Raw genomic sequence first — 24,885 nt, 5'->3', positions numbered from 1 at the left:
TGCGGGTGGTCGACCCGCCCGAGGAGGGCCGCAGCACCTGGGCAAAGGAATGCCCGCTACCGCGCCGCAGGAGGCGCCCGAAAGGGCCTTGCGCAACGTGCGCGCGCAGTTCGCCCGCAGGAACGCCCTCTGCGTTGAGCCCGTTCGCGCTGGGCGCTGGTGGGCTGGCCGAGCGAGCGCGTCAACGTTTTCCGGCAAAAATCCCATTCAGTTCGGTTCTCGTATCGGCCATATCATTTTGGATAATGTTGAAGCTGCCGCCCACTTCCTGCGCGGCTGGGCCGTAGAAGGTGCCTTTAATCGAACTATAGCCGATAGAGAAACCATTGAGGCTGATGTTGCCCCTAGCGGTGATCGCATCGAAATTGCGGGTGGCGATTCCGCCCATCTCGGTGCCCACAAGCTCGATCCTGCCAGTGATGCTCTGTGTGCCAAAATCAGCGATGATCGTCGAGGTGCCGGTGACGTCATAGAAGGTCGTCGTGCTCGGCACAGAGCCGCCAGAATAGGGGTTCGTCGTAACCTTGCCAGTGCCCAGCGCAATGCCGGTATAGGTCGCGCTGCCTGACAGCGGCATCTGCTGTTTGCCGGTGGCGATGCCATAGCTGATGTCGTAGCGACCGTTGCGCGGATCAGTGTTTTGCGGGCTGGCTGGCTGAGAGGCTCGGATCGTGGCGAAGCTTGAATAGGTGAGCACTAGCCCCGGATTGTCGGCATGTGGCCGGTTGACGGTGGCGGTCGTGTCGAGGTCGTTTACCGTGGTGCGATAGACGTCGGCGCTGGCATTAGAGGCCACCTCATCGCGCGTGGCTGTGCCGAGCAGCGCTGTATAGGTCGGCGAACCCGTCAAGTGCGTGTCCCTGAAGCTGATGCGATAACCGCCGATTGCGGGGTCGTAGGACACCCCAGTTACATAGGCCAGCGAAGCATTGGGAGCGACGGCGATGGCGGTCATATCGGTCACGTCGGTCAGTGATGCCAGCCCAATGTCAGGTTGGGCCGAATTGTCGTGCCCGCCCGCAAAGGTGCCGCTGGCAACGCCACCGCTGCCGTCGGACGCGGTGAAGGTGCCACCCAATTCCGCGGCGTCTGGGCCATAGAAGCGGCCGTTGAAGCTACCCGTATACGGTCCTAGCCCGTCGAAGCTGAGCGATCCGCTGAGCTGGTTCTCGGTGCTCGAGATGGTGCCGGTTATGCCAAAAGTTCCGCCCAGCTGCTTTGGTCTACGGCCAGACATGTAATAGTCCTCGGTGAACAGCATCTGCCCGCTGGCATCGAGCGTGCCAGCGCCGAAATCGGCGGTGAGGTAGCCGAAGCCGGTTATTTTTGCGAGGTTCACAAAGTCAGAGTCGGCGGCGGTGCCGTTAATTCCGATCGCGAAGTTAGCGCTGCCGGTGCGCGGCACCGCGCCGGCGTCGGTGGCTAGACCATAAGTGACATCCTGCAGGCGATAGGATGTGCTGTTGCCTGAGCCTGTCGCGATATTCCAGCGGCGGGTCTTCACATAGGTCAGCCCGGTGAAGGTGGCATAAGGATAGCCGCGCAGGTCGTGGCTCGGGGTGGTGTCGACGAATTGGTCGGAGCTCGTACCCGGATTCGCGGGGTCAAAGTAGCGCGAACGGTCGGGCATGATCACGGTATAGGCTTGGCGCTCGGCATCATAGTTCAGCAGGAGCGAACTGCGCGCGGCCGAGCCAGCTGAGAAAGTCTGCGAGGCGTTGTTGGTACCGGAGCCTCCCTGCAGCGTCACATTCATCAATGCGGAATCGTTGGTGAAAAAGGCGTTGCTTGTCAGTGACTTCATTGAGCTATTCTCGGGGGCGAGCGGCTGCTGGCGTCCGGTGATCGTGCCCACCATAGCCATGCCAGTCCCGTCTTTAGCGGCAAAGCTCGCGCCCAGTTCCTCACCCTGTGGCCCATAGAGGCGTCCGTCCAGCGTGCCGTTGAACGACTGGAAATCGTTGAAGCGGAAATTGCCCGAGAATGCGTTGCCGCTGCTCGACAGCCACGCCTCGCTCGAGAAGCTGGCGTTATTGTAGACGCCCTCGGCGGTACCGTGGGTGATCATGGCGCCAGTGGAGAAATCCACTTGGGTGGTGCCAGAGCCCGCGACCGCGAAGACGCCAGATGGGGTGGTCTCGACGCCGACCAGTGCGACCGCATAATCCGCACGGCCTGTGCGCGGCACCGCAGCATCGGGGGTCTCAACGCCATAGGCGATGGCATCGAAATTACCAGAGATGGTAGAGCTGCCCTCAACGGTGCGTTGCCAAAGCGCCGAACCGACATAGCGGTAGGTAAAAAGGCCTGAAGTCCCGGGCTTGGTTAGCGTCAACGCCTCGGTCGTCGAGCCATTTTTCTTGACATAGACGGTAACCTGCGCGGTCGACTGCGCAGCGTCGATGTTCGAGGGCGCAAAAGTCTGGCTGCGACCGCCAGCGCTGATCGTGTAGGATTGGTTTGAGGCGTTATAGGCAATTTTCGCCGCTGACTGCGCGGCGCTGATTGTCGGTTTTGCACCCGACTTGGGGAATGAGGCCGAGCCAGTTGCCGAGTTGCTGGTGAAGGTCTCGCTGACCATCGGTGAGAGCAAGTCGACATTAGCCGCAGGCGTTGGGGTTGGAGTGGGCGTCGGGCTGGGTGTCGGCGTCGGAGCGGGGGGCGGGGCGGGCGTGCTGTTCACGCCGCCGCCGCCACCGCCGCCGCAACCGCTCAACATCAGGGCGAGCGCAAGGCTAGAGCTTTGCAATATCCACGTCTTGTTGTTCATCGTCTTGCCCCCGTCTGTCCACCGTGCCTCCTGGCTTGGCGGATATGCTGAAATATGTGTCGTTAGAACGCGCTCGTCACCCCGAATTCGGCGGCGAGGCGGCGGTATTCATAGATCTCGATTGACGAGCGATTATGCTCCCAGCGCAGCCGCACGAGCGGTGCGAAACCAGCCACGGTGAAGGTGCGCAAGGTGGCTGCCGCGCTGGCGCTCATGCGGTCATCGATCCGGCGGCGTGGATAGAGGAACAGCCGCGCGTCGGCCTCTAGGTGGTTCGCGCGTCGGCCTCTAGGTGGTTGTAGCCGAGCGTGCCGACCAGCGTCGTGCGCCCCACTTCGCGAAAGGCGTAAATGTTGATCCCTCCACTCGTCAGCGCATAGCCGGGATCTCGGGCGGCGCTACGGTATCCGGCTAGTTGCACGCCGCCGCCCAGCCGAGCCGAGAGAGCGCGGTCGACACTGACACTGGCGCTATAGTCGTGGCTCGATTGCATCGCGTTCGCTCGGTTGGACAGCGTGCTCACCCCGCCCTCTAGGCGCAGTTGTGACCGCTTGCCAAGGTTGTGCTGGTAGCTGGCGGTGCCGCCCCAAGCGCGTGAGTAGAGATCGCCGCCGTACCAACGCCAAGTCGGCCCGGCCGCCAGCGTCAGCCGGTCACTGCCAGAGGAGAATTGTGGCCCGATCTGTAGCCCAGTCGATAGGTCGTTAAACTGCCCTGCTCGATAGAATAGCCCGCCCGCTGATGCCCGCGCCAGCATATCCGCGCGAGCCGAAAGCGGCAGCCGTGCATAGAGTTGCCCTCTGGCCGAAAGCCCCAGCCCCGACCTAGCCTTCGCGCCTTCGTTCAGGGTGAAGTCGCCGATTACCGTGCCCAGCGTGTCTGCGCGGGTGGCGCGGTTGATGTTGCTGTCGGGCGCAAGCGCCACCTCGAACGAGCCGCCCCAAGGTTTGCGCTGCGATAGGGCCTGGGCGTAGAACCGCACCATGCGATCCACCTCGGGCGGCAGGCCGGCAGCTTGGGCCGCGCGCAGTTCGCGTTCGGCGCCGCGCATGTTGCCCGTACTGGCGAGGATCCGGGCCATCTCCACCCGCACCCGCGCCGCGCTGGGGGACTCGTCGAGGATCCGGCGCAGCGCCACCGCGGCATCGGTGTAGCGATGCTCGTCGTCAGCCAGCATCATGCCCAGCCGGAAGCGGGCCTCGTTGCGAATGTCGGCATCGGGATCGGCCTCAAGCGCGCGGTAGAGGCGCCGAGCGGTATCAAAATCACGCGCTGCGCGGGCGGTGTCGGCAAGGGTGAAGACTTGTGCTGCGGACAGTTGCAGGGGAGTCTCGTCCAGCGCCGTGGCGGGCGGAGCATCTTGGGCCCAAGCGCTCGGTGCCGCGGCAAGCACCACGATGGTGCACAGAATCAGATGCCTGAAAATACGTCCCCCCTGACGCAAATCCTTATCCACGCCACAGACTGCTGTAAATAGTTGCGAGATTCCTAATTTGATGCATGACTGACCAATTCGTCCACGGGATCACCGCCAGTACGGAAACTGGATGTTCCATGGGCAATGGGGCGACAATTTCCATCTCGAAACGCTGCCGCCAATTCGCATAGCATGAGAATTAATCCGACGAATGTTCCGCTCGTCACGCTTTCAGTTTGATTTTCTTCTCGATTTTGGCTGCGGCCTTTTCCGCTTTTTTACGTCGTTCAAAAATTTGTCGCATGAACTTAACGTCAGCGGGCTTCAGATGCTTTTCCGCTTCAACAAACTGCTCCTGCTCCTCTTCCTTGATGTGGTGAAGATATTCTTCTTTCAGTCCGGAAAAGCGTTTCAACCAGCCGGACGATGACATGTCGCGCGCAGCAAGGTCCGCGAGCATGTCGTCAATTTGCTTGTGCTCCGCAACGGCATGGCGTGCTACATCTGTCGTTTCTGGGTCACGCAAAACGGTTGACCACAACGCTTGCTCTTCGGCCGCTGCATGGGCCTTTAGTTCTTTCGTCAACTCTGTGAACAGCGTCTGTCGTTCGGGCGATTTTCCTTCCGTTTCTTCGATCATAGCGAGCAATGCGCGATGGCGATCATGGTCTTCGATCAAACGTCCAAATAGTTCCGGATCGCCGCGAAATTTCGTTTTGGGTAGACGTCCAATCCGCGCATCCAAATTTGGAATGATTGATTTTGCTTTAGCTACGCCGCTCTTCTGTGCCGGATCCTTTGGTGCTTTTGGTGCTTTTGGCGCAGGTGATTTCTTCTTTGTAGTAGGCATTTGGCAGCCCCTTTCCCATCGATATGAGTGTTGCTTTCACGCATGGCTACAACACTCTGAAGTTAATCCACGGAAATGGTTTAGGTTGCTAATATGATGCCTGCCTCGTTCCAATGCGGCGCAAACCGGACGCTTAATCAGGTGCGAGCTCCTGTTGGCAACTGGTTCGGTTAGCGTCAGGCAGTTTAGAGCTGGAAGCGGAATGGCAGTTTATCGCTGTACAATCGACTAGCTGCCGACAGCCTGATAGGAGAGCGCGACGTCTCCGAGCTTATCGCTGCGACCAAAAATCCTAGAATGGCCAGCGTATCGGATTAGAAGATGATTGGCCGCTTTTGGGACCTGCGGCGAAATTCACTGCCATTCGTAATCCGAGCACGGGATTTCGGTTTGCAACATATTTGCATTTCCTAATTTGTGCATCTTCATTGGTCGTCACGGGACATGATCCCGAACGATCATATTAGACCGCTATGCTGCGAGCGCCGATGGGAGATGGTTTAGCGGCCCAGCGATGGCAAGGGCCGTGAGTGGAGCGACAAAATGGCCCAGGCTATGAATAGCGTGAGGACAATCAATGTGCAGACGTTCTTTGTAGAATGGATAGAATAGGACAACTTCACAATTTGGCGTTGGTTGGAACAATGATTCCTCCACTTCTTTCGTGAAAAGCAGGGGGACACTTTGCCACTAAAAGCTAAGGAATAATATTCGCCGGATGTCGTCCCGCACGTTGTGGGAGGATGAAGATCAGCGCGACAATAATGCTTGCCAATATGGCTGTGGCGATTGGGCGGCTGAGATCAAGCCCGCCTTTGTTCAGTGGCTTACCAAGAAAATCCCCCACTGTTGCACCCAGCGGTCGGGTTAGAATGAACGCCGCCCAAAATAGACCGACACGGGACATGGATGTCCAGAAATAGAGCGCGGCTACGGCGGCCAGCATGACCGCAAAAAGCAAGGCTCCGCCTGAATAGCCCAAACCTGCATCTGCCGCCCAATCGCCCAGCGCGGTACCTAGCGTCTGCGAACAGGTGATCGTTAACCAATAAAAGGCCTCTGTTTTTGGGCTGGTAATAGTGTTGACCGAAACACTGCCTTCGCTGCGATACCAGATGAAAAGAGACATCATGACGCAAGTTAGCAGCAGAAGAGATTCCCCAGGTAGCGGGTAATATGAACAAGCAGGCCTGCAAGCACTGATCTTTGCCTGCCTATTTCAACCCTTCAACCCCATAGCCGGCCAACCCCGTCACCCGCCGGAGTTGGCCGGTTTAGTTGGTGCCATTTTCCGATTTAGCGCTATACGAATATCTCAGAGCCAATATGTGGTGTCCAATTTATTTGCTCTGTTGCGTTCGGTCTTTGTTGGCGGTTTAGGGGATGGGGTCTATGTTAAGTTCTCTGCCGTATTTTTTGGCCTATTTTGGTTCCGTCATTCTATTGGCAGCCAGCTTTTTGATCGCCTATGTTGCGATCACGCCGCATAAAGAGTTTTCTCTCATCCGTGATGGAAACACCGCCGCCGCTTTTCAGTTGGTGGGAACCTTCATCGGCTGGACCATTCCGATGGCTGTGGTGATTGGTTTTTCCCACCACCTCATCGATATGGTCGTTTGGGGCGTCGTGAGCCTTGTAACGCAATTGCTGATTTTCTTCGTGATGAGCCGTATTTTATTTCGCGGCATTGAAGCGCGCATCAGCGACAATTGCAACGCGTCGGGGCTGTTTGTTGGCGGGGTAGGGGTTGCTTTCGGTATCCTGCAAGCTGGCTGCATGGTGCCTTGATGCGCCAGCGCGGCTACAACCTCACGATCACATCGGCTTTGGCCAGTGCTTTGCTGGCAGGCTGTTCTCAAAATCCCGCTGAGCCGGATTGGGATGATAATGGCAACGCCTATGCCCGCCGAGATACCGCGATTTGTGTCGATAAGGATGACCGCCGCATAGACGATGATCATTGCAGTCGCGGGGGCGGCCATGCACGTTTCATCTATCTTGGGTCCGGCGCGCGCATTCCTTATTATCGGGAGCGACCTCCGTTCGGCAATTATCTTACCTCTCCGGCGGAGGGTAAAAGCTATTCCACGGCCCCGCTTGCGACCAACATGACGCGCTCTGCGGCCGTGAGCCGAGGCGGTTTTGGGGGTAGTGCGCGATCTAGTGGTTTTTTTGGTAGCGGGTCGTGAGGCGGCAGCTTTGCGATGTCCGCGCGAATTGGCAGAGCATAGTAGAAGAAGACGGGCTTGTTTGGCACAGCATAAATGACCAGACCTATTGGCTGGAAGGGGCTTATTACGCCTTTCATCCGCATGAAATAGATGCAATTGAGCGGGCGACAGCCGAGGTGTATCAGCTTTTCATCGCGGCGGGTGACAAGCTGGTAAGCGGCGAGGGGGATTGGCTGGACCGATTTCATATCCCGCGTATCGCCCATCATGCGATCCGTGAGGCATGGGAGAAGGAACCGCCATCGCTCAACTATGGCCGCTTCGATTTTGGTTTCGGCGAAGACGGCGTGCCGCGTCTTTTTGAGTTTAACTGCGATACGCCGACATCACTGCTCGAGGCTTCCGTCATTCAATGGCGCTGGAAAGAAGGGCTGTTTCCAGAACGGGACCAATTTAACAGCCTCCATGAAAAACTTGTCGCGCGTTGGGCTGCGATGCTCGGGCCTTTGGATCGCGGCAAGCCGCTTCACTTCACCCATGCGGCAGAGGTGAGCGGCGAGGATGCCATCACTACCGCTTATTTGCGGGATACGGCGGAGGCTGCGGGCTTTTCGACCAAAGCGGTTTTCATCAATGAGATTGGTTTGGACGCTGAAGGGCGATTTGTAGACCAAGACGATCTTTTAATCTCGCAGATTTATAAATTATATCCTTGGGAATGGATGCTGGACGACAATTATGCGGCGGCGGTTATCGACCAATTGGACGCAACTTTATGGCTTGAACCCATTTGGAAAATGCTTTGGAGCAACAAGGCGATCTTGGCCGTGCTATATGAGATGACGCCAGATTGCCCTTATCTTCTCCCCGCGAGTTTGGAGAGGCCGCTATCCAATTCTTACGTCAAAAAGCCGCTACTCAGCCGCGAAGGAGCAAATGTTTCTATCATTCAGGATGGCAAGCTTTTGACGGACACAGGCGGTGGCTATGGTGCGGAGGGTTATGTTTATCAGCAACTCTTCGACTTGCCGTCATTGGATGGCGCTTATCCGATCATTGGTAGCTGGATTGTCGATGGAGACCCGGCGGGAATAGGCATGAGAGAAGATGGGTTAATCACTGGCAACGGTGCGAGATTTTTGCCGCATATTATTGATGAGGAGCCATGCTTCTAACAATTTGTTGCTGTCCCTTTGTGTCGACGTCTGTCCGGCGAAGGCGTGGGGAATGACTAGTCTTGGGCTGGCTGCCGTCAGCCTGCTTGTGGGTTGAGGGAATCGCTATAACGGTGCTGGCAGATGACGTTCGGCTGAGGTTTAAGTGAAATTGTGGCTCCGGCTGATTTGCGGTCATCCCATGGGGTAATCGGGCTATCATTTGCGCCATTACCAAGATCATGGGTTCCGATGGTCGCTTGGATCCAGAAAGAACCCTTTCAACAGGCATAGCGGCGGCAAACCCCGATGATTCAATGCTGCGGTGTTTCAAATATTGGTTGGTTAGGAAAATCAAGCGCATAGCTGCGGCGCTTGGTTATACGGCCTTCGCGCGCACTTGATTCATGCGCCATATTTTTATAGCTTCATGATTGCTTTTTGTAACTCGTCGGTGGGGCATATGTAAGCGCCGAGTTTCGGCCCGAGGAGAGAGCCCATGTATCTCGATGGTTTCGTCATAGCTGTTCCCACCATCAATCGACAGCAATTTCATGATCACGCCAGCCAAGCGGACGCGCTGTTCAAAGAACAGGGCGCGACGCGCATCGTCGAAGCTTGGGGCGATGATGTTCCCAAAGGCGTGGTCACTGATTTTCAGCGCGCCGTGCAGGCCACGGACAGCGAGACAGTCGTCTTTTCTTGGATTGAATGGCCGGATAAGGCCCGCCGCGATGCGGTCATGGCATGCGCCGACCAATGGATGAACGACCCCCGCATGGATCCGGAAAAGAACCCGCCCCCTTTTGACGGCGCGCGGTTAATCTATGGTGGTTTCGCGCCATTGCTTGACGAAGGCGCGGCGGGACTGGGGCGTTATATTGAAGGCTTTATCATCGCTGTGCCGGACGCGAAAAAAAATGCCTATCGTGACATGGCAGCTACGGCTTGGCCGATGTTCAAGGCGTTGGGCGCGCTGCGGCTGGTCGAAGCATGGGCCGACGATGTCCCCAACGGCAAAGTGACGGACTTCCGCCGCGCGGTGCAGGCCGAGGCCGACGAACAGGTTGTTTTTTCATTCATCGAATGGCCCGACAAGGAAACGCGCGATGCTGGCCAGAAGCGGATGATGGAGCAGGATTTCGACGGGGAGATGCCGTTCGACGGCAAGCGCATGATCATGGGTGGTTTCCGCCCGATTATCGAACTGTGAGGGGAGAGGCGATGGCAGATTTTACCCTCTTCACCAATCCGATGAGCCGAGGTCAGATTGCTCGCTGGGCATTGCATGAGGTGGGCGCGGATTATGATACGCAGTTGGTCGACTGGCAGAATAAGCCAGAGGCACTGCTGGACGCGAACCCGATGGGAAAGGTCCCGACCCTTGTTCATCATCACAATGGGCACGATCATGTCGTGACCGAATGCGCAGCCATATGCCATTATCTCGGCGTGATGCAGGCCCCAGAGCTGACGCCGCAAGCGGAGGAAATGGCGGACTATTTTCGGATGCTATTTTTTGCAGCGGGGCCGGTCGAGCAAGCGGTCGTCTCGCGCTCGATGGGCTGGTCCGTCGACGATCCGCAAAAGCAAGGCATGTTGGGCTTTGGGACATATGACAAGGCGATGGACGCGTTTGAAACCTTGTTGGCGGGACGCAACTATGTCTGCGGCGAGCGTTTCACGATGGCGGATGTTTATGTCGGCAGTCAGGTCGACTGGGGGCTTGGCTTTGGTTCGATCCCCAAACGTCAGGTGTTTGAGGATTATGCCGGCAGGCTAAGGGAACGCCCAGCCTATCAGGCCGCCAAAATGATCGATATGAACCTTATCAAGGAGGCCTGATATGGCTGATAAGCTTGTCACGGTGCTATGGTTTGATGGTGATGCAGAGGATGCTGCGCGCTTCTATGCTGATACTTTCCCAGACAGCTTGGTCGGCCCTATTTTTCGCGCGCCCTCGGATTTTCCGAGTGGTCAGAAGGGCGATGCGCTTACGGTCGAATTCACAGTCCTTGGTCGTGCTTTTTCCGGTCTGAATGGCGGCGACATGTTCAAGCCCAATGAAAGCGTCAGCTTCATGGTCATAACCGAGGATCAGGCCGAAACCGATCGCTATTGGAACGCGATTGTCGGACATGGCGGGCAGGAAAGCGCATGCGGCTGGTGCAAGGATAAATGGGGTTTCAACTGGCAGATAACCCCGCGCACCTTGCTGGAATCGCAAGCGGCTGGCGGCGAAGAAGCGCGGCGCGCCTTTGAAACGATGATGACCATGCAGAAGATTGACGTGGCAGCGATTGACGCAGCGCGCAAGGGAGATTGAGGCGACGGCGTGCAAGATCAGTGCTGCCGCTCTTATCTCCCTCTACGGTGTCGTGCAAGCCCTTGGTGGACCGACCACCGGTTAAATATGATGCGCGCCAACTTGTCGCGCCTTTGCCATCGCCCGTTTGATTGGGAGCCTAGACAATATGAAAGCATCGCGTGAAATTGCACTTTCACCCGCCGATATTGCGCGTTTCGGTCCCGACCCTGCAAGGGCATTCGCGGCGAATTTGAAGGCGGTACAGGCGCGCATCGCCGTCGCCAGCCTGCGTGCTGGGCGGCCGAGCGATGCTGTCCGTCTGCTTCCGGTTACCAAGACAGTTCCAGCGCATATATTGCGGCTTGCCCATGCGGCGGGCATTTCCGATTTCGGAGAGAATAAGCTTCAGGAGGCGCGCGACAAGCAAGAGGCTCTATCGGATTTGCCGATCCGCTGGAGCATCATTGGGCATCTTCAGACGAACAAGGTGAAATATCTTGTTCGCTTGGCGTCGGAGTTTCATGCGCTGGACAGCATAAGGTTGGCGGAAGAATTGAACCGCCGGCTAGAGGCCCTAGATCGTGACCTTGACGTGTTCGTACAGGTCAACACGTCGGGCGAGGATAGCAAATATGGTCTGCATCCCGATGAATTGATATCCTTTGTGGATCGCTTGCCGGAATATCCACGCTTAAAACCGCGCGGCCTAATGACATTGGCGATTTTTAGCGACGATCATGAGCGGGTGCGTAACTGTTTTCGGCTGCTTCATAGGCTGCGGGACCGCGCTATTCGGGTTCATTCGGGCCTGACGCAGCTATCCATGGGTATGTCCGGTGATTATGAGATTGCCATTGAAGAAGGCGCAGATGTTGTCCGTGTTGGTCAAGCCATATTCGGCCCGCGCCCGACCGATAATCATGTTTATTGGCCAGCCATAGCACCGTCGACGGCTTCGGATTTGGACGCAATCGAGACCTGTTGACCGTGATTTTGGCACATCGAGCAGAATGATGACTATCCGTCTGTGTGGCGGATATATGCCCTATTTGCGCGCTGCTGACTAATTAAGCGCTTCTGCGCCGACGGTCAGAATATCACAGGCCGCGGCCTGCAAAACCCGTTGCGCGACGCTGCCGATCAGTGCGCGTGTTATGATATTTTGACCCTGCAAGCCTAGCGCGAGCAGGTCTGTGTTTGGTTTGGCGGACAGCGTGACAAGACTATTTGCTGGGGAGCCATGGAATATCCGCACTTGGATCGGCGGCGCATTAGGCTGTTTGTCCGCTAGAAAATCTTCGACCTGTTTACGGGCTGAATCCGCTTTTGCTTGGCGGTAAGACGCGATTTCGTTGTGTGGGGTTCCTGCCTTGAGCGCCGCTTGCTCGAATGACAGCGGAATGTCGACAATATGAACCAGATCGATGGCGGCGCCTTCCCCAAGCTCGGCGGCGGCGTGGAACGCGGCGGCTGATAGGGCGGAAAAATCTATGGCCACAGAAATTCGTTCATATGGCCGCGAGTTTTCGTTCCGTACAATAAGAACGGGGCAGGACGAAAGTCGTACCAGCCTGTCGGCGGTTGAACCAAATAAATGTTCCCTAACCGTCTGCGCTTTGCCTGGACCGATGATCAGCAAATCGGCTTGTTCGCGGTCTTGCAGTTCACGGATGATAGCGTAAGGAGCCCCTTCTCTTATGACGATGTCCACCGCATTTTGTCGCAGCTTTTCATCAATTTTTTGCTGGATGTGATACTGGGCCTCTTGTCGGAGCGTCAATAGGGGGGAGGGCGAGTCACTGGTGGTCATAGAGGCGGTGTGAGCGGCGGTTTCGATCACATGGACCAAGATGAGCCGCGCATTATGCTGAGCAGCGAGTTGGAACGCGCGCTCAGCGACGGGGTTGCTGTCAGGGTCGAGCGACAAGGCAGCGATGATCGTGTGAATGGGCAAAGCTCTCTCCATCAAAGCGAGGTTAGATGAGACGGTGGGTGACAATCAAGGCATGGCCAATATGGCGTTCGCGATACTGAAATAGATTAACACGCCGGTGGCGTCCGCGATCGACGTCACCAATGGCGTGCTGGCGGTTGCAGGGTCCATATCGAATCTGCTGAGGAGGAAAGGAAGCAGCATACCGATCAGACTGCCGACGATGACAATCAGGATCATCGACAGGGCGATGACCAGTGCAATTTCCTTTCCACCGCGAAATACGCCGATCACCGCGATTGCCGCCGCCATACTAAGGCCGAGCAGAATAGCGACGCCCAATTCCCGTCCGAATATCTTGCCCCAGTCCGACACGGCGATGTCACCCGTCGCTAATGCGCGGATCATCAGCGTGGCCGACTGCGCGCCCGCATTTCCGCCGGATGCGATGAGGATCGGCAAGAAGAACATCAGGGCGAGGTTCGCGGCGATGGTGTCTTCGAAATGCGCGATGCCCGCCCCAGAGAAGATATTGCCGAACACCAGCAACATCAGCCATGAAATCCGCGCTCGATATAGGGTGGGAACGCTGGCAGTTGCGACGCTGGTATCAAGATTGGTGATGGTGGCGACACGGTGGAAATCATCTGTGGCCTCTGCTTCCAAAACGTCCAACGCATCGTCATGGGTGATGATGCCGACAAGATGATCCTGATCGTCGATCACCGGCAAAGCGATCATGTCATAATGGGCAATCCGACGCGCGGCCGCCACTTCGTCGTCGCTCACACGGATCGCATGGGTGTTTGTGTCCATGATGTCGCTGATATTCGCGCCATGCGGTGCCGTTATAATGTCTTGAAGCCGCACGGTGCCGAGCAATTTGCGGTTTTCATCGACGATATAGGCGCGATTGATTGTTTCCGCGTCTGGGGCTTCTTGCCGCAATAGGGTGAGTGCAGCGGTGGCGCTGATGTCCCGTGGAAGCGCGGCATATTCGGACGTCATGACCGATCCCGCCGTACCTTCGCTATACGATGTGAGCTGCCGAATATCCTCACGTTCCGCCTGCGCGAGCGCTGGCATCAGCGTTTCACGCTGATCTTCCGAAAGCTTTTGATAAAGGTCAGCGCGATCATCCGCTTTCATTTCCATGACCACGGCTGCCAATGCCGCGCGCGGAATGACTGTCGCGAGGAGCGATTGATAATCATGCACCAGATAGCTGAATATGTCGGCGCGGCGGGATATGCTGGCGTAGCCCAGCGCACGCCATGCCGCTTGGGGCGGAAGTTTTTGGAGTGCTGCTGCGATATCGGCCGGATGTTCGCTGGTGAAAAGATTTGAAATATGCTGACGAGCGCCCGACTGGAGCGCCGTCTCGATATGGCGAATGCTGTTGTTCATTGGGTGCCTCTGTCACGCCTGCCAAGGCATGGAGGCGGAACCGGATTAACGGTATAGCGAACCCACGCGGTGGCGGCCTTGATGGTGCCAAATATTGGGGAAGGCTGCGCAGGCGAATGACGCAGCCATGCTACTAGACCCTTCATCCATATGTCTACTCCGCTATCGGATCACAAAAGGGTGATTGGGGACATCTAGGCCATGCAGGCTGACGGGGTCAATGTAGGAAAGGGACAGGGAAAGCGCAGTCCGCCCTGTTCGCATGGCTGGAAAACAAGGGCCAAGGCCGGTCAATGCGCCGCGCACCATTGGAAATGCCCCAACCCAGCAAAACTGGATTTGGCGGCCTCAAGGGTTGGAGACGGCCAAATCCGTTATGCTCGGTGCCGGCAGGTCATCTGCCTGATCGGCTCAACAAGGTGGGTGTTTCGCCGTCATCATTGGGCTTCCATGAATATAAATGGTTTCGTCTGAACAAACTGGCTCGATGCTTCACCAGTCAGGATGCGGTTCATATCCACGCCAAGATCCAGCTTGCTGACAGGCGCGCCTGCGGAAAAATTGAGCTTCTTTAAGTCCACCCAGAAAATATTGGGGGATGTGGCGGATTCGCCGAAGAAAAGCATGGATTTTTGGTCCGCCACCACGCGCCAGCGGGTGGTGGACAGATTTGGTGCCTCTGGAATGCTGACGCCATAAGGCGCCGAGGCGTTGCGGATTACGCTGAACACGGCGGCGGCGGCCGTGCGGGGATCAGCGCTTTGGGTGACAGCATTGATATAAAAGCCAGCGCGCACGAAACGGTCTTCGGATCGACCGCTGCCCGGAAGGAATTTAAGCGGGTCAAGCGCGCTCCAATATCGCTGATTGGCAAGATGATCGGCAAAGGGCGGGTCATTGGTTACCACTTGATAGGAGCGGTCGTGATGAATGTTCAACTTGCCATCAATCCATTCCAACACCGCGCTGTCGCCCGTCGGATCGGAAAGTGTCAGATGCAGCGGCGCGAGGCTGCCAGGGCGGCCGGGCACCTCGCCGCTCACCAACTCTATGGGATGTTGGCGCGTATATTCGACCGCTTCCGAGACGGTCGCAAATTGATCGAGGTAGAATTGCGCCCAAATGGCGAGCGACATGCGCGGTGTTTTGCCGTCATCCTTGGGGAAGGTCGTGGCGTTGAGCCACAGCAAGCTGGCGTTGAGGCCCGCTTCATTCATGCCGTCGACCGTTGAAATATCATAGCCAGAGACGGCTAGGCTGCCATATTTTGATGTCCATTCCATCGAACGCTGGCCAGCGGCACCGCTGCGCTTGATCCCGCGAGGAAAGACCCAGAAATTGCTGACCATCGGGTCTTTAAAGTCCATGTTGCGGCCCGTTAGTGTGCGCCCCTCTGGCCCGTGATAGACGACCCGTGTGCAAGCCTGAGCTTGGGCCGTCATCAGCGCTGCGGCGGCCACAAATACGGTAGTGATGCGTGTCAATGGGGACATGTCAAATCCAATCCATAAAAGGCTGCGGGAAAGTTTTGCTGTTCAGAACCGATATGTCATGCCGAGCACGGGGCCATGGAGGCGCGTGTCATAAACATGCCCATCATGATCATAATTAACGTCGAGTATTTTGTATCCCGCCGAGGCCGATAGACGATCGGCAAAGACGTAATTAACGGTCGCCAGCGCCGACCATGTCTGGTCGGAACCCGCACCAAAGCCACCGATATCGGCTTGCCCTTGAAGCGAGAGTTTTTCGGTCAGCGGCAGGAATGCGCGCAGGCCCACCACGGGATCAACCCAGCCGAAGCTTTCGTCGTGGTTTTCGGTTATGCCGCTGCCAAGCGCGATGTTCAGCGTGACATCGTTGGAGATATGCCAAAATCGTGCGCCGCCAAGGGCATCGAGCGTGAACTGCGGCGTGTCGATGACCCGATAACCGCCCATTGCGGTCGCGGTGAACTGTTTGGTGTCAACCGTCGCATCGATGGTGGTGCCGGCTGGAACAAGCGCCCCATTGGGGAGCTGGAATGCCGGAAGCGGTCCCGCGCCATGGCCGTCCGTTGTGCTGACATACATGAGGTCGCCCGACACGACAAAACGGTTATAGCGTCCCCAAATATTGACGAAACCGCCCAAGTTGAGATTGTCGATGACATCGGAGAATGATTTATCAACGCCAATCGTCGGCCCGCGTCGAAATGGCGAGATATCCCCATCCAAGCCAGCCGCCCATATATAGGGCGTGACCTGCAACGCCTTATGTGGCCGTTCTGGAGAGACATGCTCGGGAGGCGTGTCGATGGAGCCTTCCGCGCCATAGGCGGAATTTACGCCGTACAGGGACAGGATAATGGCAATAGCATAGCAAGACGACAGAATTTGTCCGACATGGGCGATGGCCACTGGCGGGCGATGGCTGGGTTCGGAGCAATTCCGACCATGGAGTAAATCTTGCGCCCGTTTCCGTGATCGAAATAGCATGAGGCGCCCGCTCCCTTTGCGACCATGTTATCCAGACGGGTAATCTCTGTGAACAAATAGGATTTGTCGAGGGTTGTTTTCAGTAAAAATTCTAAATCGCGGCCATATATGTCTTTAAATTGCGTCCATTGTTGCAGTGATGGGCCGTGGTTTCCACATTGTGATCCATTTTGGCGTGTGTTTTTTCGATGTTATCCTTTTACTTATTCGTGATAATTGCGATTGCGTTGGCGGAGGTGTCTGATAAGTCGGCGACGAACCCTAGGGCGGACCTCTAAACCTTGATACTTCAAGGGCTTAGTCTATCAACACAACATCCCGCACATTTGGCGGTGGCAGGTCAGTTTCGAAGCGGCGGCTCGGTTATCGGTGCTTCCCATATGAAGCTGAGGTTTCGTCAGCGGCAGGAAGCGTCTGGCGTGACCTGCGCCTTCGACGTCAGACCAACTCGCTTAGCTGAAAACTATCGACCCGAGCCAACCGCCAACTGGAATGGTAAAATTCACCTTCCTCATTCGCCCCTAGCAATTCGCCTGAAACTAAGAATTTATGTAATTGAGAGAATAAGCGAATTTCCGTTGGGCTGACGCGGCGGCATAAATGATGGGGGCCGATCTTACTCGGATGATCCAAGCCAGCAGCGCCAATCATTTCTGATAAAGCGTGCAACGTGTTCCGGTGGAAATTTGCCACACGCTCGGCCTTATCTGGCACGACTAATGCGCGCTGACGCAGCGGGTCCTGCGTTGCGACGCCCACGGGGCATCGATTGGTGTTGCAACTCAGCGATTGGATGCAGCCCAAGGCAAACATATATCCACGGCCCGCATTCACCCAGTCCGCGCCCAAGGCATGGGCCGCCGCGATATCAAAGGCACTGGCGATTTTCCCCGCCGCGCCCACTTTAACCTGTTCGCGCACCCCAGCGCCAACCAAGGTGTTGTGCACAAACAACAAACCCTCGCGCATCGGCATACCCAAATGGTCGGTAAATTCCAATGGCGCAGCGCCGGTTCCACCTTCCGAACCATCCACCACGACAAAGTCTGGGAAGACGCCTTCTTCGCGCATCGCTTTGACAATGCCCATAAATTCCCATGGCTGGCCAATGCATAATTTAAATCCGACAGGTTTGCCTTTCGACAAATGTCGCAGTTGGGCGATGAATTGAACCAATTCACGCGGGGTTGAGAATGCAGGGTGCGAGGATGGCGAAATACAATCCACCCCTTCCGGCACGCCGCGCGTCAGCGCAATTTCGGCCGTAACTTTGGCACCCGGCAAAATGCCGCCATGACCAGGCTTTGCCCCTTGGCTCAGCTTAATTTCGATCATCTTCACTTGCGGGTCGGCGGCCTTTTCAGCGAAGCTCGCCGGATCAAATTGCCCATCCGCCGTGCGGCATCCAAAATAGCCGCTGCCCAACTCCCAAATCAGATCGCCCCCATGCTCGCGGTGATAGGGGCTGATACTGCCTTCGCCCGTATCATGTGCAAAATTGCCCATTTTTGCGCCTTGGTTCAGCGCGCGGATCGCGTTGGCGCTCAATGAGCCAAAGCTCATCGCAGAGATGTTGAAAATCGACGCGGAATAGGGCTGCAAACAATCCTTGTTGCCGATTATAATACGGAAACTATCGGGGTCAGCGGGTGCGGCAGGTCGGTTGCTATGGCCGATAAATTCATGGCCATTGCCATATACATCAATCAAAGTGCCAAATGCTCGCTCACTGCTTTCATTCTTTGACCGTGCATAAATCAGCGAACGCTGGCTACGCGAGAAGGGGACTTTATCAAATTCGCCCTCAATTAAATATTGGCGAATTTCTGGCCGTATATCCTCAAAAAACCAGCGCAATCGCCCTAGTAGAGGATAGTTCCGGCGCACCGAGTGCAGGGGCTGCGCCAGATCATATAATCCCATGACCGACAGAATGGCGCTGATCACAAACAGTGGAATGGCCCAAATATGTGGCAGATATACTGCCGCGACGATTGCGGAAATCATGACCAGCGCAAGCGTAAGATAGCGGGATAGCAGCAATTCAACACTCCGTAGCACAGCGGTAGGACACCATGCTTATCGCAAAATGGCGGCGTCCCCATTCAGTTCCGCCCAACCCCGCATATCCTAACACATGCGAAAGCGACAGGGGCGGTCCGCTAAACTTTGCATCCGCGATAGGTTTTGCGTTATTTCCGTCCCAGCTATTGCTTGTGATCGAGGCTGATCGATGCGGCGGGGCAGGGCGATCATATTCGCCGTCCGCATCAGCTTTGTGGGGATTGCAGCCTCGTTGACGTTTTTATTCAATGAAATTTGCCTTGCCCCTTTGGGGCAAGGCAAGGTGCTAGATCATTCAGAGCGCGCCCTATTTTATATAGCGAGCGCGGATCAAACGCAGCATGTCTGGAAAGTCGGTGCCAACATTGCGAATGCCGATTTTGAAAAGCCGTTCGTAAATCAGCGGGTCTTCGATATTCCATGGTTGAATTTGAAGCACGATACCCATAGCGGCCAGTTCAGCTTGCGTATTTAGCATGAACGCATCCGTCATATTAAATGCGCTGCTGTCGGCGACCGGACGGTAATGCATGTGTACGATATAAATATCTTGGAAATTATTTGCGCGAAGCCGATTGAGCACGGCTTCAATGTCTTGCTGGCTGCCGCCCATCCAAATCATGGTTTGCGATGTCGGAACCAGTTTTCGCCATTGTTGGATCAAATCATAACGATTGGTTGTGAAGATAACCTGTTTTTCAACGCCATGGCGTTTTACCATTTGGGATAAGATATTTAGATCAATATCTTTATAATCCAGATGCAAAAATTTGCTGGGATCTTTTGCCATTACGGCAAAAACTTCATCCAATGTCGGAATGCTTTGCCCGCTTTTGCCACGGAAAGCCCCGACATCCAGTGATTTTAACTCGGCCAAATTGAGGTCGCTGATGAGTGTGTTGCGGATATTCTCGGGCGCGTCTGGGGCGGTGCGCACCACGGTTTCGTCATGGATGACGACAATCACCCCATCTTTGGTGGTGCGAATATCGGCTTCTGGCACCATATGGCGCGCCCAGCTATATTCAAAAGATTCAATGGTGTTTTCCGGTTGATGCATTCCGCCGCCGCGATGGATCGGGATGGGCAGGACGCCATGCTCCGTGTAAATTTTGGTGAATTGATCACGCAAAATATGTTCATTCTGCTGAACGGCCGAGGTTGGGGCGGGCTGCGACGCCGCCGCTTGGGCAAAAGCCACGTGGGAAGGGGTAGCGGTTAAAGCAAGGCTTGCAGACGCCAACAGCCAATATGGGTGAAATTGCATGTCGAGAAATCTTTCCATCAGAAGAAATTCGCGCTGATCAGCGCACCGCTGGGTCAATTGCGATGTAGGACGGGGGCATCGGGCGTCACCACAAAGGACGCCATTGTGCTGATCTTGCCACCGGGCATTTCGACCTGATCCATTATTTTCACGTCGGCCTGCCAGCTTTTGGGCGTGATATCAAAAAGCTGATAACCTCTGCGGTCTGTATATAGGTCGAAATGCGGGTTATTCTTCATCATATGACCAAGGCCTGCTTCGCCTTTGCCATTGCCATTGGATGAAATAGAGGCCGCCTGAAATTCAACCGCCACCATTGGTCCATCTAGGATTTCATCATTTTCCGGCACGGTGCCGACCAGATGGCGGTGGTGATCACCGGTCGCGATGATGACATTGCGCAGTTGATGTTTACGGATCGTTTCGATCAAGCGTTTGCGCGCGGGGCGATAGCCGTCCCATAAATCGGTGGCGAATTGTGCTTCGGTTGCATCTTCCTTGCGAAAATCAACCGGCATCACAATGATTTGCTGCGCCAGTAAATTCCACGCTGCCGACCCTGTGCCCAGCCCGTCGTCCAGCCATTTTTCTTGGGCTTCGCCCAGCACCGTGGGGGCCATATGGGCTTCAGGGGGGCATGGGTTTTTGTAGAAATCATCACCGCAGGGCTGATCTGCGCGATAGGATCGTGTGTCGAGCAGATGCATTTGCAGCAATTGGCCGAAATGCAATCGGCGATGCGCGACGAGGCCACCCTGCTTCGGGAATTGCGCTTTGCGAACCGGCATATGTTCATACCATGCTTGCAACGCGGCAAATCGGCGGAGCGCGAAGATTTTCGGATCTGTTCCATCTTGGTCGAAGTCGCTGGCCCAATTATTATCGACTTCGTGATCGTCAAAGGTCGCCGCAAAGGCACAGGCGGCATGGGCTGCCATCAGATGGGGGTCGCTTTTATATTGCGCATAGCGTCGCCGATAATCGTCAATGCTATAGATTTCGTCCCCGACATGCTGGCGCACGGGCGTCCATGAGTTGGGGCGTGGCCCCATCTTGGTCGCGCCGCCTTCGTAGATATAATCCCCATAATGAAAGATGAGGTCGAGGTCCGGCTCTTCGGCCAAATGACGCCAAGCGTCAAAAAAGCCCATTTCATAATGTTGGCATCCGGCCACACCAATTCGCATATGATCGATCAGATCGGTGGCGAGGGGCGCTGTGCGGGTCATTCCAATGGGGCTGATATCCGAACCCGCCACGGAAAAACGATACCAATAATGGCGATGGGGCCGCAGGCCCGCTACTTCGACATGAACAGAGTGGGCCAGTTCGGGCAATGCCATGGCCTCTCCCTGTCTTACGACTTTGGAAAAAGCCATATCTTCCGCCACTTCCCATCGTACAGGGACGCGCGCCGCCGGCATGCCAGCATGTTCTTCCAAGGGACGCGGTGCCAGACGGGTCCAGATCACAAATCCATCCGGCCATGGATCGCCGGAGGCAACGCCCAGCATGAAGGGGTTCGCACCCAAGGGAGCCGCCCAGAGGGGGGAGGGGGAGAAACCTGTAAAGAGGGCGAGGCTGGCGCCAGCTTTGATCAGTTCACGGCGATTGAGGGCGGACATGATTTCCTCCGGCAAAGGGCTGCTGGTCCAGCAGGGGGGGAGAGAGGGACGGGGATGGTGAAAGTGGTTTTGCGCCGTTTGGCGGCTGAATCTGTGCTGTCTGCGCTGGGCAGGCCGCTGTGCGGACAGCATAGGGTGAGGCAAAGGCTGTCATTCCCAGTGCTGCGGCACATGGAAACGACAGCCTTTGCATGCGGTTAAAATTTCAGCGAATAGGACAGGCTGTATGACCGGCCAATCACATCATAGACCGAACTGGCGGCGTAAATGCCTGGCTCACCAAAGGCCATATAAGGCGGCATTTGATTGGTCAGATTGGTCACGCTGGCGTTGAGTGTGTGGTTGCCAAAGCCATAGCGTGCCGACAAATCGAAATAGGTGCGCGATGGAACATCATTATTATCATATTGTTCCGGCGACGCCATATTGTCGCCTTTGCCGCCGCTTTGATATCGCGTGTTTAACGCAATTCCGACATGGCCGAGGTCATAGCTGGTCGTCAAATTCCCGCGCCATTTCGGATAATTATATTGGCCGTCATAAAAAATGTCGCCAGCCGGAGCCCCAGGCGTGGTTTCAAAGATATGATCAAGCAAATAGGTGCCCGCAAATTTCAGGCCAAGGCGGCCTGGGCCAACATCCACGCGGTAATTTATCCCAACATCAATTCCGCGCGCTTTCATGGCCGAAATATTGCCCTGCTGCGCATTGACATAGAGCGGGGCACCGGCTGGCAAAACAATGCCATGCTGTTCCGTCGGAACATCCGGTGTTTGATTGCGGCCGACCGCGCGGCAATATTGATTGTCGATGGTTGGCAAGTCGACACATAGATTGAGGATTTGGGTATAGCTCAGCTGGTGGATATAATCCTTGATCTTAATATCCCAAAAATCGACGGTTAGATCGAAATTGGGCAAGAAACGCGGTTGCCAAACCACACCCAGTGTCAGGCTGTTCGATGTTTCCGGCCGCAAATTGGGATTGCCGCCTGTGGTGATATGCGGTCCCGTCTTAATGTCGGGTAGCGGCGTCGTTACACCCAATGCAAGGCAATTGGCGGCACGGGTGGGGGATTTGCTGATGTCACCTGCTTCACAAGGATCAGAGATGGACCCCGTGGTGGTGCTGGTCACCATGGGTTCATATAATTCGCCGAAATTTGGCGTGCGTACGCTTCTGGAACGAACACCGCGGATCATAAACCCATCAAATGGTTCGTAAATCAAACCTGCTTTCCAAGCATCCGTGCCGCCAACGGTGCTGTAATCGGAATGGCGATAGGCCAATTCCAAATCCATGCGCCGCGCAAATGACCGGTCCGCAAACAAGGGCACGACCAATTCGGCAAACACTTCCTTCACATCGGCTTTGACATCAAGCTGCGAGCGGGCGCTTGGTCCGCCACCATAAACCAGCTCGCCGGACAGGGCCAATGGGTCGTCTTCATTCTTCAGCGTATCTTTGCGATATTCCACACCCAGGGCGAATTTCACGGCTCCTGCGGGCATATTCACCAGCGAGCCATTGATGACCGCGCCGGCGGATTGCTGGGTGACAGTGCGATATTCGTCGCGATCACCCAGCACATAGTCCCGCAATTCTTTGCTGGGTGCGATGGTGCTGAAAATATTGAGTGGAATACAACCAGCGGCCCGCGCTGCTTCGTCGCGGCAAACAGGCAAGCCATTGGGCCCCGTTATGACATCGCGCGCCGCCAACCAGCGCGATTTAATCGGCACATTGCCTTCAATCGCATGGTCTTTGAAACGACCATATTGATAAAAGGCGCTCCAATTGATGGCATCCGTCAGCTTGCCGTTTATTTCGGTGCCCAGCGTGATGGTTTCACGCTTGTGGCGCTGATCCCGCACGGGGAAATTGCCATAGGTGCGGTCGATATTCAGCGATGTGAGGCCATATTCATTCATCACATCGCGAATGGAATCTGGCAAAAATGGGTTGTCTAGATAGGCTTTGGCACTTCCGACGCCCATGAAGCTGGTACGGGTGTCGTCACGATAATAGGTCCCCGCACCATTATAATTGTTACGTGAGTAGCTGAAATATCCGGCCCAAGTGACATGGTCGGTCAGATCAAATTCAGCCCGACCCATCGCTGAAATGGCTTCTTCTGCGCCGCGCAATTGGTTCATGTCCGTCAGATTGCGTCCGTCACCGCCGCTGCCCAATGCAAATTGAGCGGGGGCCTTGTCCATATAAACATCGTGGACCATGGGGCGCACGGTGCCGCCGTCTTCCAGCATGAACCGCTTGTTGATGACTTGGCCGTTGACCGTTCCCAGCCAGAAATTGGGTTCATAAGCATAATAATGTTGACGATAATTCCACACATGAATGCGATCGGGGATACCGTCGGACGTGCCCGTATTCGCCAAATTGGGAAGCAAGATCGGCTGATTTTGCCAATTATAGCGATCATACATATAAAGGGAATTTGTCCGCGAATAGGTCGCGCCCAAGGTCACACGGCCGCGTTCTTCGGCGAATTTAAATCCGGTTGAAATGGATGCTTGCCCCTGACCAGCGTCACCGCGCTCGGAAAGTCCTCCGGTGATGGAAAGGGTGGTTTCGTCAATATTTTTCTTGGTGATGATATTGACCGCGCCGGTTACCGCATCGGCGCCATAAACGGCGGCGGCGCCGCCCGTGATAATTTCGACGCGCTCGATCATACCCAGCGGAATGGTGCCAATATCCACCGCAGATGATCGGGTGGAACCGGAAACACGGCGCTTGCCATCAATCAAAGTCAGCGAACGGTTGGTGCCGAGGTTGCGCAGATTGACGAAACGTGCGCCAGAATCCCAACCCGATGGGTTGCTGCTTAGGCTGGTCCCACCAAAACCCAAAGCGGGATTTTGTTGCAAAACGCTGTAGAGGTCATTGTTATTGAAGCGCAAAGCTTCATCCATTTCCACCACGCTGACCGGCATAGGGTTGACCAAATCTGCGCGCGCAATACGCGATCCCGTGACGACAATCAGGTCGCTTGGTTCCGCGCCAGCACTGATCGGCGCTGTGCTGCTGACATTTTGTGTCTGCGCAATGGCTGGTACCGTTGCGATCGCAATCGCTGGTAAAGATACAGCAACGCGCAACAAATTCGAAAGCATTAGATGGTCCCCCGTTATGAACTGCAAGCGAGTCAGCGGACGATGTGACTGGCTTGCGGGGCCCCTACGCGATGGGTGGTGACAGTATAGTGACAGGCAAAGAAGAGAATTTGATAAAAAGGGACCAAGGTGCCGCTTGACTGATCAAATCAGTTGGAGTTGCCTGTTCATCCATTGTTGTCTTTGAAATCATATAAATCTTGTTGATTTAAAAGGATAAATTGATTTTCGTTTAAGTGGCGTCGCACCTTCAACCCTTGTTCGCGACGAGCCACGACCACAAGCCAGTTTATGATCGCAGCATA

The 24,885-nt window shown here is 55.7% G+C and carries 20 protein-coding genes and 1 pseudogene; 8 read left to right on the top strand and 13 right to left on the bottom strand.

The window, feature by feature from the left end:
• Window positions 1–181: 181 nt before the first annotated feature.
• The 5 genes from LKO31_RS14930 to LKO31_RS02315 all read right to left on the bottom strand — a co-directional run bounded on the left by LKO31_RS14930 (window position 182) and on the right by LKO31_RS02315 (window position 6,169).
• A complete protein-coding gene (locus LKO31_RS14930) occupies window positions 182–2,770 on the bottom strand; it encodes a transferrin-binding protein-like solute binding protein (RefSeq protein ID WP_265104522.1) in 2,589 nt (862 codons plus the stop codon).
• Between the two features lie 62 nt (window positions 2,771–2,832).
• Window positions 2,833–2,985, bottom strand: a complete 153-nt coding sequence (locus LKO31_RS02330; RefSeq protein ID WP_227688472.1) for a hypothetical protein — start codon at window positions 2,983–2,985, stop codon at window positions 2,833–2,835.
• 50 nt (window positions 2,986–3,035) lie between these two features.
• A complete protein-coding gene (locus LKO31_RS02325; protein ID WP_227688471.1) occupies window positions 3,036–4,226 on the bottom strand; it encodes a surface lipoprotein assembly modifier in 1,191 nt (396 codons plus the stop codon).
• Window positions 4,227–4,410: 184 nt separating this feature from the next.
• A complete protein-coding gene (locus tag LKO31_RS02320) occupies window positions 4,411–5,037 on the bottom strand; it encodes a hemerythrin domain-containing protein (protein WP_320443469.1) in 627 nt (208 codons plus the stop codon).
• Between the two features lie 697 nt (window positions 5,038–5,734).
• Window positions 5,735–6,169 (bottom strand): hypothetical protein, encoded by a 435-nt coding sequence (locus LKO31_RS02315; protein WP_456115063.1) that lies wholly within the window; start codon window positions 6,167–6,169, stop codon window positions 5,735–5,737.
• 260 nt (window positions 6,170–6,429) lie between these two features.
• On the opposite strand from LKO31_RS02315, the gene LKO31_RS02310 reads away from it, so the two are divergent.
• The 8 genes and pseudogenes from LKO31_RS02310 (at window position 6,430) to LKO31_RS02275 (ending at window position 11,655) form a co-directional block, all read left to right on the top strand.
• Entirely contained in the window at window positions 6,430–6,825 is a 396-nt protein-coding gene (locus LKO31_RS02310; protein ID WP_227688470.1) for a DUF350 domain-containing protein, read from the top strand.
• Window positions 6,825–7,226: a hypothetical protein gene (locus tag LKO31_RS02305; RefSeq protein WP_227688469.1), complete on the top strand. Its 402-nt coding sequence runs from the start codon at window positions 6,825–6,827 to the stop codon at window positions 7,224–7,226. The genes LKO31_RS02310 and LKO31_RS02305 overlap by 1 nt, the downstream gene beginning before the upstream one ends.
• Window positions 7,223–8,383 (top strand): glutathionylspermidine synthase family protein, encoded by a 1,161-nt coding sequence (locus LKO31_RS02300; RefSeq protein WP_227688468.1) that lies wholly within the window; start codon window positions 7,223–7,225, stop codon window positions 8,381–8,383. Before LKO31_RS02305 ends, LKO31_RS02300 begins: the two co-directional genes overlap by 4 nt.
• 478 nt (window positions 8,384–8,861) lie before the next feature.
• Window positions 8,862–9,224, top strand: a pseudogene (locus LKO31_RS02295) (DUF1428 domain-containing protein); the annotation flags it as partial.
• The gene (locus LKO31_RS02290) at window positions 9,207–9,575 is read left to right on the top strand and encodes a DUF1428 domain-containing protein (protein WP_407699238.1); all 369 of its coding nucleotides are present in this window, start codon (window positions 9,207–9,209) and stop codon (window positions 9,573–9,575) included. The pseudogene LKO31_RS02295 and the gene LKO31_RS02290, both read left to right, overlap by 18 nt.
• Window positions 9,576–9,586: 11 nt before the next feature.
• Window positions 9,587–10,207 carry a glutathione S-transferase family protein gene (locus LKO31_RS02285; RefSeq protein WP_227688467.1) on the top strand — a complete coding sequence of 207 codons (621 nt, stop codon included), beginning with the start codon at window positions 9,587–9,589 and terminating at the stop codon, window positions 10,205–10,207.
• A 1-nt stretch (window position 10,208) separates the two neighbouring features.
• A complete protein-coding gene (locus LKO31_RS02280; RefSeq protein ID WP_227688466.1) occupies window positions 10,209–10,688 on the top strand; it encodes a VOC family protein in 480 nt (159 codons plus the stop codon).
• A gap of 148 nt (window positions 10,689–10,836) precedes the next feature.
• Window positions 10,837–11,655: a YggS family pyridoxal phosphate-dependent enzyme gene (locus tag LKO31_RS02275; protein ID WP_227688465.1), complete on the top strand. Its 819-nt coding sequence runs from the start codon at window positions 10,837–10,839 to the stop codon at window positions 11,653–11,655.
• A 78-nt stretch (window positions 11,656–11,733) separates the two neighbouring features.
• Here LKO31_RS02275 and LKO31_RS02270 read toward each other — a convergent pair whose 3' ends face one another.
• The 8 genes from LKO31_RS02270 to LKO31_RS02235 all read right to left on the bottom strand — a co-directional run bounded on the left by LKO31_RS02270 (window position 11,734) and on the right by LKO31_RS02235 (window position 24,580).
• Window positions 11,734–12,636: a universal stress protein gene (locus LKO31_RS02270; protein WP_227688464.1), complete on the bottom strand. Its 903-nt coding sequence runs from the start codon at window positions 12,634–12,636 to the stop codon at window positions 11,734–11,736.
• Between the two features lie 33 nt (window positions 12,637–12,669).
• Window positions 12,670–14,010 (bottom strand): magnesium transporter, encoded by a 1,341-nt coding sequence (gene mgtE, locus LKO31_RS02265; RefSeq protein WP_227688463.1) that lies wholly within the window; start codon window positions 14,008–14,010, stop codon window positions 12,670–12,672.
• 437 nt (window positions 14,011–14,447) lie between these two features.
• Window positions 14,448–15,503, bottom strand: a complete 1,056-nt coding sequence (locus LKO31_RS02260) for a linear amide C-N hydrolase (protein ID WP_227688462.1) — start codon at window positions 15,501–15,503, stop codon at window positions 14,448–14,450.
• A gap of 42 nt (window positions 15,504–15,545) precedes the next feature.
• Entirely contained in the window at window positions 15,546–16,487 is a 942-nt protein-coding gene (locus LKO31_RS02255) for a hypothetical protein (protein WP_227688461.1), read from the bottom strand.
• A 438-nt stretch (window positions 16,488–16,925) separates the two neighbouring features.
• Window positions 16,926–18,494: an FMN-binding glutamate synthase family protein gene (locus tag LKO31_RS02250; protein ID WP_227688460.1), complete on the bottom strand. Its 1,569-nt coding sequence runs from the start codon at window positions 18,492–18,494 to the stop codon at window positions 16,926–16,928.
• Window positions 18,495–18,858: 364 nt separating this feature from the next.
• Entirely contained in the window at window positions 18,859–19,818 is a 960-nt protein-coding gene (locus tag LKO31_RS02245) for a glycerophosphodiester phosphodiesterase (RefSeq protein WP_227688459.1), read from the bottom strand.
• Between the two features lie 53 nt (window positions 19,819–19,871).
• Window positions 19,872–21,443 (bottom strand): alkaline phosphatase D family protein, encoded by a 1,572-nt coding sequence (locus tag LKO31_RS02240; protein ID WP_227688458.1) that lies wholly within the window; start codon window positions 21,441–21,443, stop codon window positions 19,872–19,874.
• Between the two features lie 197 nt (window positions 21,444–21,640).
• Complete coding sequence (locus LKO31_RS02235; RefSeq protein WP_227688457.1) at window positions 21,641–24,580, bottom strand: TonB-dependent receptor domain-containing protein; 2,940 nt, start codon at window positions 24,578–24,580, stop codon at window positions 21,641–21,643.
• Window positions 24,581–24,885 lie beyond the last annotated feature (305 nt).

The organism is Sphingopyxis yananensis (assembly GCF_020687785.1).
Taxonomy (GTDB): domain Bacteria; phylum Pseudomonadota; class Alphaproteobacteria; order Sphingomonadales; family Sphingomonadaceae; genus Sphingopyxis; species Sphingopyxis yananensis.
Note: the sequence above shows the minus strand (reverse complement) of the source record. Positions and strands in the feature narration are given on the sequence as shown.